The sequence below is a fragment of the Micromonospora sp. DT81.3 genome (assembly GCF_049847225.1).
GTDB lineage: Bacteria > Actinomycetota > Actinomycetes > Actinomycetales > Microbacteriaceae > Microbacterium.
This window is the reverse complement of sequence record NZ_JBNCNY010000001.1, coordinates 429,261-443,184: the sequence shown is the minus strand read 5'-3', so window position 1 is coordinate 443,184 and position 13,924 is coordinate 429,261. Positions and strand designations below refer to the sequence as shown.

At 70.1% G+C, this 13,924-nt stretch carries 11 protein-coding genes; 8 read left to right on the top strand and 3 right to left on the bottom strand.

The annotated features are described in order from the left end of the window. The first annotated feature begins 41 nt into the window (after positions 1 to 41). A complete protein-coding gene (locus ACPW96_RS02055) occupies positions 42 to 2,204 on the top strand; it encodes a S9 family peptidase (protein WP_425881842.1) in 2,163 nt (720 codons plus the stop codon). Positions 2,205 to 2,209: 5 nt separating this feature from the next. Further along, positions 2,210 to 2,878, top strand: coding sequence for a cyclodeaminase/cyclohydrolase family protein (locus ACPW96_RS02050; RefSeq protein WP_425819662.1), 669 nt, complete (start codon positions 2,210 to 2,212; stop codon positions 2,876 to 2,878). A gap of 165 nt (positions 2,879 to 3,043) precedes the next feature. Here the strand turns inward: ACPW96_RS02050 and ACPW96_RS02045 are convergent, their stop codons facing one another. The 3 genes from ACPW96_RS02045 to ACPW96_RS02035 are packed head-to-tail and all read right to left on the bottom strand — an operon-like array spanning position 3,044 to position 4,841. After that, positions 3,044 to 3,418 carry a DUF2255 family protein gene (locus tag ACPW96_RS02045; RefSeq protein ID WP_425881841.1) on the bottom strand — a complete coding sequence of 125 codons (375 nt, stop codon included), beginning with the start codon at positions 3,416 to 3,418 and terminating at the stop codon, positions 3,044 to 3,046. Positions 3,419 to 3,439: 21 nt separating this feature from the next. After that, positions 3,440 to 4,075: an NADPH-dependent F420 reductase gene (locus ACPW96_RS02040; RefSeq protein ID WP_425881840.1), complete on the bottom strand. Its 636-nt coding sequence runs from the start codon at positions 4,073 to 4,075 to the stop codon at positions 3,440 to 3,442. A gap of 49 nt (positions 4,076 to 4,124) precedes the next feature. Next, the gene (locus ACPW96_RS02035) at positions 4,125 to 4,841 is read right to left on the bottom strand and encodes a TetR/AcrR family transcriptional regulator (RefSeq protein WP_425881839.1); all 717 of its coding nucleotides are present in this window, start codon (positions 4,839 to 4,841) and stop codon (positions 4,125 to 4,127) included. Positions 4,842 to 5,048: 207 nt separating this feature from the next. Between ACPW96_RS02035 and ACPW96_RS02030 the strand changes: the two genes are divergently transcribed. The 6 genes from ACPW96_RS02030 (at position 5,049) to ACPW96_RS02005 (ending at position 13,907) form a co-directional block, all read left to right on the top strand. Then, the gene (locus ACPW96_RS02030; RefSeq protein WP_425881838.1) at positions 5,049 to 6,584 is read left to right on the top strand and encodes an ABC transporter substrate-binding protein; all 1,536 of its coding nucleotides are present in this window, start codon (positions 5,049 to 5,051) and stop codon (positions 6,582 to 6,584) included. A gap of 70 nt (positions 6,585 to 6,654) precedes the next feature. After that, the gene (locus ACPW96_RS02025; RefSeq protein WP_425881837.1) at positions 6,655 to 7,596 is read left to right on the top strand and encodes an ABC transporter permease; all 942 of its coding nucleotides are present in this window, start codon (positions 6,655 to 6,657) and stop codon (positions 7,594 to 7,596) included. Next, positions 7,593 to 9,485 (top strand): dipeptide/oligopeptide/nickel ABC transporter permease/ATP-binding protein, encoded by a 1,893-nt coding sequence (locus tag ACPW96_RS02020; protein WP_425881836.1) that lies wholly within the window; start codon positions 7,593 to 7,595, stop codon positions 9,483 to 9,485. Before ACPW96_RS02025 ends, ACPW96_RS02020 begins: the two co-directional genes overlap by 4 nt. After that, positions 9,482 to 10,339 (top strand): ATP-binding cassette domain-containing protein, encoded by an 858-nt coding sequence (locus ACPW96_RS02015; protein ID WP_425819676.1) that lies wholly within the window; start codon positions 9,482 to 9,484, stop codon positions 10,337 to 10,339. The genes ACPW96_RS02020 and ACPW96_RS02015 overlap by 4 nt, the downstream gene beginning before the upstream one ends. Continuing rightward, positions 10,336 to 12,780: a glycoside hydrolase family 3 protein gene (locus tag ACPW96_RS02010; RefSeq protein WP_425881835.1), complete on the top strand. Its 2,445-nt coding sequence runs from the start codon at positions 10,336 to 10,338 to the stop codon at positions 12,778 to 12,780. The genes ACPW96_RS02015 and ACPW96_RS02010 overlap by 4 nt, the downstream gene beginning before the upstream one ends. Next, entirely contained in the window at positions 12,777 to 13,907 is a 1,131-nt protein-coding gene (locus ACPW96_RS02005) for a serine hydrolase domain-containing protein (protein ID WP_425881834.1), read from the top strand. The genes ACPW96_RS02010 and ACPW96_RS02005 overlap by 4 nt, the downstream gene beginning before the upstream one ends. The last annotated feature ends 17 nt before the right edge of the window (positions 13,908 to 13,924 follow it).

Sequence of the window (13,924 nt, the reverse complement as noted above, 5' to 3'; positions counted from 1 at the left end):
CGGGACTGCAGCTGCGCCGGTCGCCGGGCTAGCGTGGACGAATGGTCTCCACGCCCTTCTCCTCCCTCGACAGCTTCGTCGCCCTTCCGCGCATCGAGGCGCTCGCCCTCTCACCCGACGGGGCCCGCGTCGTCCTGACGGTCGCCACGCTCAAGAAGGACGGCACCGCCTACGAGCGCTCGCTGTGGTCCGTGCCCGCCGACGGATCCGGCCGTCCGACGAGGCTCACCCGCTCCGCGAAGGGCGAGAGCGGAGCGGCGTTCACGCCGGCCGGCGACATCCTCTTCGTGTCGGCGAGACCGGATGCCGAGGCCGACGAGGACGACGAATCGGGCCAGCTCTGGCTGCTTCCGGCGGCCGGCGGCGAGGGTCGCCCCGTGACCCGGCTGGCCGGGGGAGTGTCCGGCATCGCCGCGACCGCGCTGGAGAGCGAACGGATCGTGCTCGATGCCGAGCTGCTGCCCGGTGCGGATGAGGGGGGTGCCGGTACGGGCGGTGCCGGTGCGGGCGGTGCCGACGGGGGTGCCGGTTCGCTCGAGGCCGAGGCGGCGCTGCGCGCGCTTCGGAAGAAGAAGAAGGTGTCCGCGATCCTGCACGAGGGCTATCCCGTGCGGTTCTGGGACCACGACCTCGGGCCGGCGCAGCCGCATCTGCTCGCGCTCGACCTGGACGAGCTCGTCGACACCATCGCCGCGGTGGTCGAGGAATCCGACGAGAAGGCGCCGGACGAAGCCCCGGAGAAGGGCGGCGAAGCCGGCGCGCCGTACCCCGAGACCCTTCCGCGTCCGCGCGATCTCACGCCGAGGCCCGGCCGTTCGGCCGATCACGCCGGCGTCGCGCTGAGCCCGGATGGCGGCATCCTGATCGCGTCCCTCCGGCTGAGCGAGCAGCGCGCCGGGCGACAGGCGCTCGTCTCGATCGACACGACGACCGGCGACCGGGTGACGCTGTTCGATGAACCCGACGTGGACTTCGAGTCGCCCGCGGTGAGTTCCGACGGATCTCGGATCGCTTTCCGGCGCGTGGCCAAGAGCACCCCCGCGGGGCCGACCGACGTCGAGGTCTGGGTAGCCGGCGTCGACGGCTCCGGCGCCCGGCGCATCGCGGCGGGCTGGGACCGGTGGGCGAACGACCTGCGCTTCGACGCGGAGAACTCGGCCCTGATCGCCACCGCCGATCAGAACGGCCGCGGGCCGATCTTCCGCCTCCCGCTCGACGGAGGCCCCGCCGAGCAGCTCACCGACGACGACTTCACCTACACCCACGTGCACGTCGACCGTTCGAGCGGGGATGTCGTCGCGCTGCGCTCGTCGTGGGTCGTTCCGCCGCATCCGGTGCGCGTCGCGCGCGACGGCGTCGTCACGCCACTCGCAACGCCGGCCGCCGCCCCCGCGACGCCGGGAACCATCACTGAGGTCGAGACGACCGCGGATGACGGGGCTCGTGTTCGCGGCTGGCTGCTGCTGCCGGAGGGGGCATCGGATGCCGCGCCGGCTCCGCTGCTGCTCTGGATCCACGGCGGACCCCTGAACAGCTGGAACGCCTGGAGCTGGCGCTGGGCGCCATTGCTCGCGGTGGCCCGGGGCTATGCCGTGCTGCTCCCCGACCCGGCGCTGTCCACCGGGTACGGGCTGAACTTCATCGCCCGAGGGTGGAACAGCTGGGGAGCGAAGCCCTACACGGACCTGCTCTCGATCACCGATACCGTCATCGAGCGGGCCGACATCGACGAAACACGCACCGCTGCGATGGGCGGTTCGTTCGGGGGCTACATGGCCAACTGGGTGGCCGGGCACACCGACCGGTTCCGCGCCATCGTGACCCATGCCAGCCTCTGGGCGCTCGACCAGTTCAGCGGCACGACCGACAGCTCGGAGTACTGGCAGCGCATCTTCACGCCGGAGGCCATGGTCGAGCACTCACCGCACGGGCACGTGAGCGACATCCGCACGCCCCTGCTGGTCATCCACGGAGACCGTGACTATCGGGTGCCGATCGGCGAGAGCCTGCGGCTGTGGTCCGAGCTCGCGGAGCATCACGCCCAACCCGACGGCACCACGGTGCACCGTTTCCTGTACTTCCCCGACGAGAACCACTGGGTGCTGAAGCCCCAGCACGCGGTGGTCTGGTACCAGACCGTGTTCGCATTCCTCGATCAGCATATCAACGGCGCCGAGTGGAAGCGCCCGGAGCTGCTGGGGTAGCGGCCGTGAACTCCAACGGTGGGGATGCCGATCCGAAGGCGCCGCAGACGAACGTTCCGGACGCGGACGTTCCCGTGTCGATCCCGCTGTCATCGTGGCTGGACAAGCTCGCCCAGCCGCGAGGAGCGCCCGGCGGCGGCGCGGCCTGCGGCGTCCTGGCGGCGATCAGCGCCGCCCTCCTGCACATGGTGGCGGAGTACACCCGCGATTCTCCGGATGCCGGCGCGTGCGCGGACCGGGTAGCCGCCCTGCGCGTCCGCGCGCTCGAGGCGGCCGAGGCCGACGGCGTGGTGTCGGCGGAGCTGGGTGCGGCGCTGCGCCCCTCGGACGACCCGGGGCGAGACGACCGCGTGCGCCAAGCGGCGGTGGCGGGGGCGGACTCTTCCGTCGCGCTCGGGCGCATCGCCGCGGAGCTCGTGGACGAGCTCGCGCTGCTCTTCGAGATCGGGAACACATCGCTGCGAGCGGATCTCGAAGTGGCGGGCGAGGCGCTCTCCGCGGCCCTCGGCAGCGCGCGCGTCAATGTACGGGCGAATGTCCGGAGCGTGGAGGCGCACCGGGACGAGCGCGACCGCCTCGACGAGTGGCTCGTGCGGGTCACCGACGCCGCCGACCAGCTCCACGCGGCGAACCGCCGCACCCGCGAACTCACAGGTGCAGACCCTCGTCGCTGAAGGGACGCGATCTGCGGCTTGGGGGCCGCCGAGGCGGCAGATCGCGTCCCTTCGGGTTCGCTGGCTCGGGCTCACGGTGCCGGGTCACCGACCATGACCGCTGAAAGGACGCGATCTGCGCGTTCGGGGCTTCCTAAGCCGCGGATCGCGTCCCTTCGCGGTGTTCTAGCGGGGGCTCACCCGGAGGGTCGCGGTCGCGGCGATGTCGCCGACCACCGGAGCCACATACTGCGGCGGCTGGTGCGCATACTTCCGTCGGTATGCGTCATCCAATTCCCGGTGATCGATGCCCGGCGGGACGTCGAAGGCGACGTCCTGCTCGACACCGCCCGCGCGGATCCGGCCGGTGCCGCTGGCGGCCGCTCGGCGGAACCAGCCGTTCTCGGGACCGTATGCCGAGCGGACGTAGAGCTGCCCCGCGACCGCGACGTGCCAGATGGTCGCGAACGGTCGCATCGTGCCGTCGCGCCTCACCGAGGCGATCTCGAGTTCTTCCGCGTCGCCGATCGCGCGCAGCTCATCCGCGTCCCAGGAACCCATGACCCGATCCTGCCACTCCCGTCAGTGGGTGGCGCGGGCCAGGTTGGCTTCGAGCTCCGCGGCATCCTGCCGGACGACGTACGCCGGCTGGTCGCGCTCCACGCGCCAGCTGTCGTGCAGCGCCCCGACGTTCACCGTGTCGAAGCCGAATCCGTCGTAGACGGCGGTCGCGAGTTCGGCCGCGTCCGGGGCATCACTCGCGGTGGCGAGGGCGCGGCGTCCAGGCGTGCCGGCCGGGGCGCCGCTGGTGAGGATGTCGGCGGCGAGGATGTGGTTGAACGCCTTGGCGACCTTGGACTCCGGAAGGTGGCGCTGCACCAGCTCCGAGGTCGTCGTCTTTTTCTCGTCGAGCTCGGCGATGCGACCATCGCGCTCCCAGTAGTAGTTGTTCGTGTCGAGCACGATCTTGCCGGCCAGCTCGTCGACCGGGACCTCGCCGAGCGCCTTGAGCGGGACCGTCACGATGGCCCAGTCGCCGGCCGCCGCGGCCTCGGCGGGCGTCGCGGCCCGCGCCTTCGAACCCAGCTTCGCGACGAGGTCGTCCAGAGTGTCTGGCCCGCGGGAGTTGCTGATCACGACGTCGTACCCCTGATCGACGAGCCCCCGCGCGAGCGCCGTGCCGATGTGTCCTGCCCCGATGATTCCCACTGTTGTCATGTCGGAGCCCAACGTGCTCGGCCGCGAGGCATTCCCGACCGACCGAGAGTTACTCGTCCGGGGGGTCCGGGGTGGCGTCGGTGGGCTCCGGAGTCGCGTTCGTGGACTCGGCGGTTTCGACCGGGGCCTGATCGGCCGCGGTCTCGAAGTTCATGTCGACGAAGCCGGAGAAGAAGCGGCGCAGCTCGTCCGACATGTCGACGACCGTGCGATCCAGGAGCCACTGCACCTGCAGACCGTCCCACAGGGCTATCGCCGCGACCGCGGCGCGGGCGGGATCGACCCCCTCGGCGAGGCGGCCGTCTCGCCCCAGTTTCTCGAGGGCCGTCTGCACCATGCCTCGCGTGAAGACGTATCTGCGGGAGAAGTACTCGTGAGCGGGATGATCCGGCGACGTCGCCTCCGCCGACAGGATGCAGAACAACTCGACCACGCCGGGTACCGACGCGTTGTGCCGAGCGAGATCGACGAGGCCCCGAAGGGCCGCCGCCCCGTCAGGCGCGTCGACGTCGACCATCCCTCGAGAGAGATCGTCGCGACGGTCGAGCACGGCTTCGAGGAGCTTCACCTTGCTCGGGAAGTGGTGCAGGAGCCCGGCTTCGCTCATGCCGACGCGCACTGCGACGTCCCGAAGCGAGCCGGATCGGTACCCGGACTCGGCGAACACCTCGAGCGCGGCATCCAGGATCGCCGTGCGCTTCGCGCTGGTCTTGGCGTACTCCCCACGGGGCTTGCGCGTCCGCTGAGGTGCGGTCGTATCGGTCATCGTCTCCACCGTATCGTCGGGCGGCGTCGGCCCCCGTCCAGAGCCGATCATCGCCCCTGAACGCCCAGTCTGGACCTTCCAGAAACAAAAAGCGAGCGGCCACTAGAAATTTAGCCCGAAAACCTAGTGCATGCTCGGGTTTGGTGTTATCGTCTTCAATCACCGGCGATCCACAGTGGGATCGCCCCTACCAAGAGGACTTCGAAGATGATCCGATGGAAGAGTGCCGCGGCAGCAGCGGCCATCGCCGTCACCACCGCTCTCGTTGCGACGGGCTGCGCCGGTGGAGGCTCCACAGGCGGCAGTGGAGAGGGTGGCGAATCGCTCACCCTGGGCGCGATCTTCGCGCCGGCGACGTTCGACCCCGCGGGCGCCGAGTGGGGCAACCGCGCACCGTACTACCAGGCGGTCTTCGACACGCTGCTCCTGGCCACGCCCGAGGGAACCATCGAGCCGTGGCTCGCGACCGAGTGGTCCTACAACGAGGACAACACCGTCCTGACCCTCACGCTCCGTGACGACGTCACCTTCACCGACGATTCCGCTCTCACCGCCGACGTCGTCATCAAGAACCTGCAGCGCTTCAAGGAGGGCACCTCCCCGGATGCCGGTTACCTCGCGGGCGTCGCCAGCATGGAAGCCCCCGACGACCAGACCGTCATCATCACCCTGAGCGCACCCGACCCCGCGTTCCTCAACTACCTGACGCGCGACCCCGGTCTCGTCGGCGCCGAGGCCTCGCTCGACAGCGCCGATGTCGCGACGAACCCCGTCGGCTCCGGCCCGTACGTTCTCGACACCGCGGCGACCGTCACGGGCACGAGCTACGTGTACACGAAGAACGAGGACTACTGGAACCCCGACGTCCAGCACTACGACGGCCTCACCATCAACGTCTTCGCCGACAACACCGCGGCGCTGAACGCCCTCAAAGCCGGCGAGGCGAACGGCATGAAACTGGCGACGAACGACAACCTGGCCGAGGTGGAGGGGGCCGGCTGGACGGTCAACGCCAACGAGCTCGACTTCCAGGGTCTGCTGCTGCTCGACCGGGCCGGCACGACACAGCCCGAGCTCGCCGATGTCAAGGTGCGCCAGGCCATCAACTACGCATTCGACCGCGCGGGGCTCCTCACGGCGCTGCAGACCGACCACGGCACCGTCACGACGCAGGTGTTCCCGACGACGAGCGACGCCTACGACCCCGAGCTGGACGAGTACTACACCTACGACCCCGACAAGGCCAAGGAGCTGCTCGCCGAGGCCGGCTACGAGGACGGTCTGACGCTGCAGATGCCTTCGGTCTCCGCGCTCGGCGCCGCCACCTACACGCTCATCCAGCAGCAGCTGGCCGATGTCGGGATCACGGTGGAGAACGTCGAGGTCGCGCCGAACAACTTCATCGCCGACCTGCTGGCACCGAAGTACGCGTCGTCGTTCATGGCCCTCGAGCAGAACCCGGACTGGCAGCTCATCCAGTTCATGATCGCGCCCCAGGCCGTGTTCAACCCGTTCCACTACGAGGACCCGCAGGTCAACGACTACATGCAGCAGATCCAGTACGGCGACGAGGCCACCCAGGCGTCGGTGGTCAAGGAGCTGAACCGCTACATCGTCGAGCAGGCCTGGTTCGCGCCGTTCTACCGGGTCCAGGGCAGCTTCGCGACGGATGCCGACACGACCGTCGAGATGCTTCCGACGAACGCCTACCCGGCCATCTACGACTTCGAGCCGAAGCAGTAGCGGCCTTCCGGCCCGCCCGTCCCCCGAGCGGGCGGGCCGGATCCTCTTCTCTCAGACCCAGGAGCAAAGCATGCTCACGTTCATCATCAGGCGCATCCTCGCCGGCGTCGTCCTCCTCTTCGTGATCTCCGTCCTCGCGTTCGGCCTGCTGTATCTGGACAGCGCGAACATCGCCCGACGGATCCTCGGCCAGAACGCCACCCCCGAGCTCGTGCAGCAGAAGGCTCAAGAGCTGGGCCTGGACCGGCCCATCGTCGTCCAATACTGGGACTGGCTGACCAGCGCCCTCACGGGCGACCTCGGACGGTCGTGGTTCAACGGTCAACTCGTGACCGTCAGCCTCTCCGGTCGCGTCGCGGTCACCCTCTCGCTCGTCATCGGGACGACCGTCGTCTCGGCCGTCCTCGCCGTTCTGCTCGGCGTCCTCGCCGCCCGACGAGGCGGTTGGATCGACGGCGGAGTCCAGTTCATCTCGGTGCTCGGCTTCGCGATCCCGGGCTTCCTCATCGCCCTCTACCTCGTGCTGATCTTCGCCATCAATCTCGGCTGGTTCAAGGCGACCGGCTACATACCCATAACGGAATCGTTCACCGGCTGGCTGTCGTCCGTGACACTCCCGATCGCTGCTCTCGCGGTGGGTGCCATCGCCGCCGTCACCCAGCAGGTCCGCGGCTCGATGCTCGACGCGCTGTCGCGGGACTACGTGCGCACCCTCCGCAGCCGCGGGCTGCCGATGAGCAGCGTCGTCTACAAGCACGTGCTGCGAAACGCGGGCGGACCCGCCCTCGCGATCCTCGCCGTGCAGTTCATCGGCCTCCTCGGCGGCGCCGTGATCGTAGAGCAGGTGTTCGCCCTTCCCGGCATGGGACAGCTGACAGTGCAAGCGGGGCTCCAAGGCGACGTCCCCGTGGTCATGGGCCTCGTCATGGCCTTCGCCGTGATCGTGCTCATCGTCAATCTCCTGATCGACCTCGCGCAGGCTGCGCTCAACCCGAAGGTGCGACTGTCATGACCGCCATCGAAGTTCCCCCCGCGATCCCGGTCCCGCACGTCAGGACCTCGCTGTTCCGCCGGCTCGTGCGCAAGCCGGTCGGGCTCATCGCACTGCTCTACCTGGCCTTCGTCGTGCTCATCGCTATCATCGGACCGCTCATCGCACCGCACGACCCCAACGCCGCCTCGATCCAGCTCGTGCTCGCGCCGCCGAGCGCCGAGTACCCCCTCGGCAACGACAGTGCGGGCCGCGACGTGCTCTCGCGCTTGATCGTCGCCACCTCCGTGACGCTGGCCGCCGCGGCTCTCGCGGCCGTGACGGCGCTCCTGATCGGCGTCATCGCGGGCCTCATCGCGGGCTACTTCCGCGGCTGGTTCGACGGCGTCGCCTCCTGGGTCACCTCGCTGGTCATGGCGCTGCCGGGCATCGTCGTCCTGATCGCGGCGCGTGCCGTGCTCGGGCCGTCGGTGTGGGCGGCGATGTTCATCTTCGGCATCCTGCTCTCGACCGCCTACTACCGGCTCGTATACGCGGCCGTCGTCGGCGTCCGCAGCGAATTGTATGTCGATGCCGCTCGCGTCTCCGGGCTCAGCGACATGCGCATCATCGGCCGGCACATCCTGTCGGTCGTGCGTGCGCCGATCATCATCCAGACGGCGATCATCGCGGGCATCGCGATCGGCATCCAGTCGGGCCTGGAATTCCTCGGTCTCGGTGACATGACGGTCCCGACGTGGGGCTCGATGCTCAACGACGGCTTCGCGAACATCTACCGGGCGCCGCTGCTCATGGTGTGGCCCTCGCTCGCGATCGCCACCACGTGCATCGCGCTGACGCTGCTCGCCAATGCGATGCGGGACGTGCTCGAGCGCACCATCTCGGTCCGCCGTCGGCGTCGCCGCGCGGTCACGACCGCGACGGGTTCGATGGCCGCCGTCACGACGTCGATCTCGACCGGTGGCGGGGATGCCGCGCCCATCGAGGACTCGATGGAGCTTCCGATGATCACGGAGACGATCGTCTACCCCGACGATGCGAGCACGGCGCGGAACCTGCACGAGCCCGTCCTGACCATCACCGACCTCCGCGTCGCCTATCAGCAGCAGGGCGGCGAGGACATCGAGGTCGTGCATGGAGTGTCGCTGCAGGTGCGCAAGGGCGAGATCCACGGCCTCATCGGTGAATCAGGCTCCGGCAAGACCCAGACGGCGTTCGCGGTGCTCGGCCTGCTGCCCCGCGGCGGACACGTGTCGGGCGGGTCGATCGACTACGAGGGCACGCAGCTCGCGGATGCCTCGGAGAGCGCGTTCGCGGGGATCCGCGGCAAGCGCATCGGCTACATCCCGCAGGAGCCGATGTCGAATCTCGACCCCTCGTTCCGGATCGGGTACCAGCTCGTCGAGCCGCTGCGGCGCAACCTCGGGCTCAGCACGAAGGAGGCGACCGAGAAGTCTCTCGCACTGCTCGACCGGGTCGGCATCCCGAATCCGAAGCGCACGTTCGACGCGTACCCCTTCGAGGTCTCCGGCGGCATGGCGCAGCGCGTGCTGATCGCGGGCGCCGTCTCGACCGACCCCGACCTGATCATCGCGGACGAGCCGACCACGGCTCTGGATGTGACGGTGCAGGCCGAGGTCCTCGACCTGCTGCGCGACCTTCAGCGCGAGCGCCACATGGCGATGCTCCTGGTGACGCACAACTTCGGTGTCGTCGCCGACCTCTGCGACCGCGTCAGCGTCATGCAGCAGGGACGGTTCGTGGAGCAGGGTCCTGCCCGCACCATCCTCGGCAGCCCATCGCACCCGTACACCCAGTCGCTGCTGGACGCGATCCTCGACGAGGGTCCCGCACGGCCGCCGCTGGTCACCGCCGGCGGTACCACCCGCATCGAAGGAGGACGCTCATGAGCACGCTGCTCGACGTCAAGGACCTTGAAGTCGCCTACCCGGGCAAGGGATTCCGGGCCAAGCCGTTCCAAGCGCTGAAGGGCGTCTCGCTCGACATCCGGCCGGGTGAGACCGTGGGACTGGTCGGCGAATCGGGCTCGGGCAAGACGACGCTCGGACGCGCCGTTCTGGGACTGGCGCCGGTGACCGGCGGGACGATCACCTACGACGACAAGAACATCAGCCACCTGCACCGCCGCGAGCGGCGCGCGCTCAGCTCTGAGATCCAGGTCGTCTTTCAGGACCCGTACTCGTCGCTGAACCCGTCGCTGACAATCGAGCAGATCCTCGCAGAACCGCTCACCGCCCGCGGCGTGTCCGGCAAGACCGCCCGCACCAGGGTGCAGGACCTGCTCGACAGTGTCGGGCTCCCCGCCAACGCCGCCGGCCGGCTGCCGCGCGAGTTCTCCGGCGGGCAGCGCCAGCGCGTCGCGATCGCCCGTGCACTCGCCCTCGATCCGAAGCTCATCGTCTGCGACGAGCCGGTCTCCGCGCTCGACCTGTCGACCCAGGCACGCGTGCTCGACCTGTTCATCGAGATCCAGGAGCGCACCGGCGTCGCCTATCTCTTCATCTCCCACGACCTGGCCGTGGTGCGCCACATCAGTCACCGTGTCGCGGTGATGTACCGCGGCGAACTCGTCGAGACCGGAGAGGGTGACCAGGTCACCGCCCGCCCCGAGCACCCCTACACCCAGCGGCTCTTCCTCGCCGCGCCGGTTCCCAACCCCGACCACCAGGCCGAACGCCGCGCTGCGCGGCGTCGACTGCTCGACGAGCAGGCGGCCGTTCTGAACGAAGGAGAGGCGGCATGACGACGCCGGCCACGTCCATCCAGCCCCCCGCCATCCAGCACCTGCTGCCCCTGCTCGAGCAGCTCACGCTCGACGAGAAGGCCGCCCTCGTGCAGGGTGCCGACTTCTGGACCACGGTCCCGCTGCCCAAGATCGGGCTCCGTGCGATGACCCTCTCCGATGGACCGGCTGGCGTTCGCGGCCCGCGGTGGGACGAGCGGGAGCCCTCGCTCAACCTCCCCTCCGGTTCGGCCCTCGGCGCCTCGTGGGATGCCGACCTGGCGTACCGCTACGGCGCGGCAGCGGCATCCGAGGCCCGTCGCAAGGATGTCGACGTCGTGCTCGGCCCGACGATCAACCTGCACCGCTCGCCGCTCGGCGGCCGGCACTTCGAGTGCTTCAGCGAAGACCCGGAGCTGAGCGCCGGGCTCGCCGCCGCCTACGTCGGGGGACTGCAGGACAACGGCGTCGCCGCGACTCCCAAGCACTACGTCGCGAACGACTCCGAGACCGACCGGTTCACGGTCGACGTGCGACCGGGGGAGCGCGCCCTGCGGGAGCTCTACCTCGTCCCGTTCGAGCGCGCGGTCGAGGCCGGCGCCTGGGCGCTGATGTCGGCGTACAACGCGGTCGACGGTGTTACGATGACCGAGAACGACCTGCTCGAGGATCCGCTCAACTCGGAGTGGGGCTTCGACGGCGTCGTCGTCTCGGACTGGACGGCCGTGCGCAGCCTCGCCTCCGTGCCGGCCGCGCAGGACCTCGCCATGCCGGGCCCCGCGCCGGCGTGGGCCGACCTCGCCGAGGCGGTGCGCGACGGGCGCCTGAACGAGGCGGACCTGGATCGCAAGGTGCTGCGGCTGCTGCTGCTCGCCGAGCGCGTGGGCGCCCTCGGCGACGGCGGCCCCGCTCCCGTGGCGGTGATCGATGGAGTGGCGCTCGCCCGTGAGGCCGCCATCGAGGGCTCGGTGCTGCTGAGCAACGACGGCCTCCTGCCGCTGGGCGTGGCGAGCCCCGTCTCGAGCATCGCCGTCATCGGTCACAACGCCCGTGAGGCGCGCACCCAGGGAGGTGGCAGCGCGACCGTTCTCCCGGAGCGCGTCGTCTCGCCGCTCGATGCCATTCGCGCCGCGGTGCCGCACGCGAGCGTGACCTACGAGCTCGGTGCGGTGGTGCAGGACGGTGTCGCCGCCCTGCCGCTCGAGCACATCACGAATCCGCGCACCGGAGAGCCTGGTCTGACGGCGACGTTCCTGGATGCAGGGGGTGCCGAGCTCTTCACGGAGGACCGCCGATCGACCGCCCTGGTGTGGTTCGGCGGCGACGCGCCGGTGGGCTCCGCCGAGAGGATCGTGCTGCACACCACCTACACGCCCGAGGAGTCGGGTCGCGTGCTCCTCGGCTTCGCCGGCGCGAGCCACGGCCGCCTGTTCGTCGACGGTGAGCTCGTCGTCGACGACCAGCCCGTCGTCACGGGGACGGACCTCGGGGCGGCGTTCCTGAACCCGCCGTCGCTGACGGCGGCCGTCGAGGTCACCGCGGGCCAGGCTCTCGACGTGCGGGCCGAGTTCCTTCTCGGCGACGTCGACTCCCCGCTCACCGGCGTCTTCAGCGCGACCGTCGGCATCGCGCCGGATGACTCGGACCCCGACGGCCTGATCGCGCGCGCCGCCGGAGCGGCCGCCGCCGCCGATGTCGCGGTCGTCGTGGTCGGCACCAACTCGAAGGTCGAGTCGGAGGGCTACGACCGCGAGAACCTCGACCTGCCGGGTCGTCAGGACGACCTGGTGCGCGCGGTCGTTGCGGCCAATCCCCGCACGGTCGTGATCGTCAACGCCGGGTCGCCGGTGGTGCTGCCGTGGGCCGAGGATGTCGCGGCCATCGTGCTGGGCTACTTCGGCGGCCAGGAGTTCGGACACGCCATCGGCGACATCTTGACCGGCGACGCCGAGCCCGGTGGCCGCCTGCCGACGACGTGGCCGGCGGCGCTCGCCGATGTGCCCGTGCTCGACGTGACGCCTCAGGACGGCGTGCTCATCTACGACGAGGGGATCCATATCGGCTACCGCGCGTGGCTGCGTGCGGGTGCCGCTCCCGCGTTCCCGTTCGGCCATGGCCTCGGCTACACCGACTGGACCTGGGACGCGATCGAGGCGGATGCCGATGGCTACGCCGTCACCGTCACGGTGACGAACACGGGCCGCCGGGCCGGCAAGCAGGTCGTGCAGGTCTACGCCGAGCGTCCCGACTCCGCCGTGGAGCGCCCGGAGCGCTGGCTCGTCGGGTTCGCCGTCGTGCGAGCGGATGCGGGGGAGACGGTCTCGGTCTCGGTTCCCGTTCCGGCCCGGCGCCTTGCACACTGGACGGGGGAGTGGACCGTCGAGCCAGGCGCCTACGCGCTGCGGGTCGGTCCGTCGGTCGCCGAGCTGCCGCTGCGCACCGAGTGGACGGTCGACGCGTGAGCGAGCCGGAACTCGGCGCGCGACTGCGCGGCAGGGCCGACAGGCGGCTCGGTGAGATCGTTGATCGACTCGACGGCTTCCTCGCTCAGGACCCCGATCTGTCGTTCCAGGTGGCTGCCATCCACGGCGGGGTGGTGGTGCTGGACGCATGGGGCGGACCGCACCTGTCTGCGGACTCCGTCACGGTGCCGTACTCGGTCACGAAGAACACGATCGGGCTGTCCATCGGGCTCCTCGTCCAGATGGGCGAGCTCGACCTCGATGAGCGCGTCGCGCATCACTGGTCGGAGTTCGCCCGATACGGCAAGGGCCACGTCACCGTCCGCCAGCTGCTGTCGCACCAGGCAGGCCTTCCGCAGGCGACGCCGGCGCTCTCCGCCGCCGAACTTCTCGATCAGCACGTCGCCGCGGAGCGACTCGCCGCATCGCCCCCTTTCTGGCACCCGGGCTCCGCCTTCGGGTACCACGGCATCACGATCGGCAACCTCGCTTCCGAGCTCATCTTCCGCGTCACCGGCCGCACCCTGCAGGAATACTACGAGGCCGAGATCCGCGCGCCCCACGACATCGACTTCTTCCTCGGCCTGCCGCCGGCGCAGGACGTCCGCAGGGCGCCGACGCTGCCCATGATCCGGCCGGTGGCCGACGCATCGCCTCTGTACACATCGCTGCTCGGGCCGATCGTGTTCGCCGCGCCGGGACCCGCGGTGGATCTCGCGAACGACGAGGTCAGCTGGCGATTCGGCCATCCCGCAGTATCGGGTGCGGGCACGGCCCGGGGACTCGCGCGACTCATGGCCGCCGCCGTCACCGGGGTCGATGGCGCTGCACCATTCCTGTCGGCCGACACCGTCTTCGCGATCGGGCAGCAGCAGGTCCGCGGGTACGACGAGGTGCTCGGGCAGCCCGACCGCGCGCACGCGATCGTGTTCCAGAAGCCGACCCCCTCGCTCGCCTTCGGCGGCCCCCGCGCCTTCGGTCACGACGGAGCCATGGGGGCGCTCGCGTGCGTCGACCCCGACACCGGCGTCGCGTTCGCCTGGACGATCGCGCGAGGGCCGTGGCCGGGCGGCGGGGACCCCCGGGCGGTCGCCCTGGCGGCCGAACTCGGCACCCTTCTCTCCTGACCCGCCCTGCGACGACG

Excerpts from the sequence above, each read along its gene's own strand:
- ACPW96_RS02025 (WP_425881837.1), top strand. The coding sequence starts at position 6,655 with ATGCTCACGTTCATCATCAGGCGCATCCTCGCCGGCGTCGTCCTCCTC.
- ACPW96_RS02015 (WP_425819676.1), top strand. The coding sequence starts at position 9,482 with ATGAGCACGCTGCTCGACGTCAAGGACCTTGAAGTCGCCTACCCGGGC.
- ACPW96_RS02010 (WP_425881835.1), top strand. The coding sequence starts at position 10,336 with ATGACGACGCCGGCCACGTCCATCCAGCCCCCCGCCATCCAGCACCTG.
- ACPW96_RS02035 (WP_425881839.1), bottom strand. The coding sequence starts at position 4,841 with ATGACCGATACGACCGCACCTCAGCGGACGCGCAAGCCCCGTGGGGAG.
- ACPW96_RS02020 (WP_425881836.1), top strand. The coding sequence starts at position 7,593 with ATGACCGCCATCGAAGTTCCCCCCGCGATCCCGGTCCCGCACGTCAGG.
- ACPW96_RS02030 (WP_425881838.1), top strand. The coding sequence starts at position 5,049 with ATGATCCGATGGAAGAGTGCCGCGGCAGCAGCGGCCATCGCCGTCACC.
- ACPW96_RS02040 (WP_425881840.1), bottom strand. The coding sequence starts at position 4,075 with ATGACAACAGTGGGAATCATCGGGGCAGGACACATCGGCACGGCGCTC.
- ACPW96_RS02055 (WP_425881842.1), top strand. The coding sequence starts at position 42 with ATGGTCTCCACGCCCTTCTCCTCCCTCGACAGCTTCGTCGCCCTTCCG.
- ACPW96_RS02045 (WP_425881841.1), bottom strand. The coding sequence starts at position 3,418 with ATGGGTTCCTGGGACGCGGATGAGCTGCGCGCGATCGGCGACGCGGAA.